General features: G+C 73.0%; 2 protein-coding genes. Both read right to left on the bottom strand.

Annotation, left to right across the window (positions count from 1 at the left end; translation table 11 throughout):
- Nucleotides 1-930, bottom strand: a 930-nt coding sequence (locus SACSA_RS0101990; RefSeq protein ID WP_019813070.1) for a CDP-alcohol phosphatidyltransferase family protein, incomplete at its 3' end; no start/stop codon positions are given.
- Nucleotides 931-934: 4 nt separating this feature from the next.
- The coding region (locus SACSA_RS0101985; protein WP_019813069.1) for a phosphatidylserine decarboxylase at nt 935-1,500 on the bottom strand (566 nt) is incomplete at its 5' end.

Genomic DNA, 1,500 nt, shown 5'->3' with positions numbered 1-1,500 from the left:
GTCTCCCGCCCGGGGCGTCGGGGCCACCCCGTCCGGCGGGTACACGCGCGGCACGTGCTGCCCGGTGGGCACGCGTGGGCGGCGCACGGCGCGCCGTGCCACCCCTGCGACCCTGCGCAACGGCGGCTTGCGCAGTCCCAGGCGCCGCTGGGTGCGCCCGCGCCGGATGGCGCGACGTTCCTTGGGCGGCACGTCCCACGCCTCCGGGTGCCGGGCCAGCCAGTGGTAGCGGTGCACCGAGTACGGCAGGTGCGCCAGGTACAGCAGCAGGACGCTGATCAGCACCACCAGCGGGTACTGGATGGCGACCGCCGCGGCGAGGCCGATGACCACGAGCAGCGGCGCCACCGCCTTCGCCGGTGCGCGGATCTTCTTCAGCGACAGGGTGGGCACCCGGCTGATCAGCAACGCCGCGATCGCCACCGTCCACAGCCAGACGGCGGGCTCGGCCGTCCACCACCCCTCGCCGAACTCGAGCGTGACGGTGACCGGCAGCAGCGCGAGCAGCCCGCCCGCCGGGGCGGGCACGCCCACGAAGAACTCACTCGCGTAGGGCGGTTGCTCCGCGTCGTCGAGCAGGGTGTTGAACCGCGCGAGCCGCAGCACCATGCACACCGCGAAGATCAGCGCGGCGACCCAGCCCCATCTGCTCGCCTCGCCCAACCACACGTACAGCACCAGGGCGGGGGCGACGCCGAAGGAGATCGCGTCGGACAGGGAGTCCAGCTCGGCCCCCATCCTCGACGTGGCGTCGAGCAACCGCGCGATCCTGCCGTCGAGGCTGTCGAGCACGGCCGCGAGCATGATCGCTCCGAGCGCGAGACCGTGATCGCCGGTGAGGGCGAACTGTACGGCGGAGAGTCCCGCGCACAGCGCGAGCACCGTGACCGCGTTCGGCAGCAACCGGACTCCGGGGCTGGTCCGGGCCATGTATTCAGTCCTTCGTCGGTGGGAGTTCGGCGAGCGGGGTCTCGCCGCCGATCGTGCGCTGACCCGTCCGCACGAGCAGCGTGCTGCCCTGCGGAAGGTAGGTGTCCACGCGGGAGCCGAACCGGATCAGGCCGTAGGTCGACCCGGCGTCGAGGCGTTCCCCGGAAGACACCTCGCAGAGGATACGACGCGCCACAAGGCCCGCGATCTGCACGACGACGAGCTCGTGGCCGCCGTCGGTGCGCAGCACGAGGGCGTTGCGCTCGTTGTCCTCGCTCGCCTTGTCGAGGTCGGCGGAAAGGAACCGGCCGGGCCGGTAGGCCACCTGCTCGACGGTTCCGGTGGCCGGGGCGCGCTGGACGTGCACGTCGAGCACGGACAGGAACACACTCACGCGGGTCCTGGGCTCATCGGGCAACCCCAGCTCGGGCGGCGGGGTGGCCTCCTCGATCAGGGACACGACTCCGTCGGCCGCCGAGAGGACCAGGTCGGTGCGCGCGGGCGGCACCCGGCGCGGCTCGCGGAAGAACGCCGCGGTCGCCAGCGTGCCGAGTCCCGCCGCCGTGGCGA

It is taken from the genome of Saccharomonospora saliphila YIM 90502 (assembly GCF_000383795.1).
GTDB classification, from domain to species: Bacteria; Actinomycetota; Actinomycetes; order Mycobacteriales; family Pseudonocardiaceae; genus Saccharomonospora; species Saccharomonospora saliphila.
This window is presented reverse-complemented; position numbering and strand designations above follow the sequence as displayed.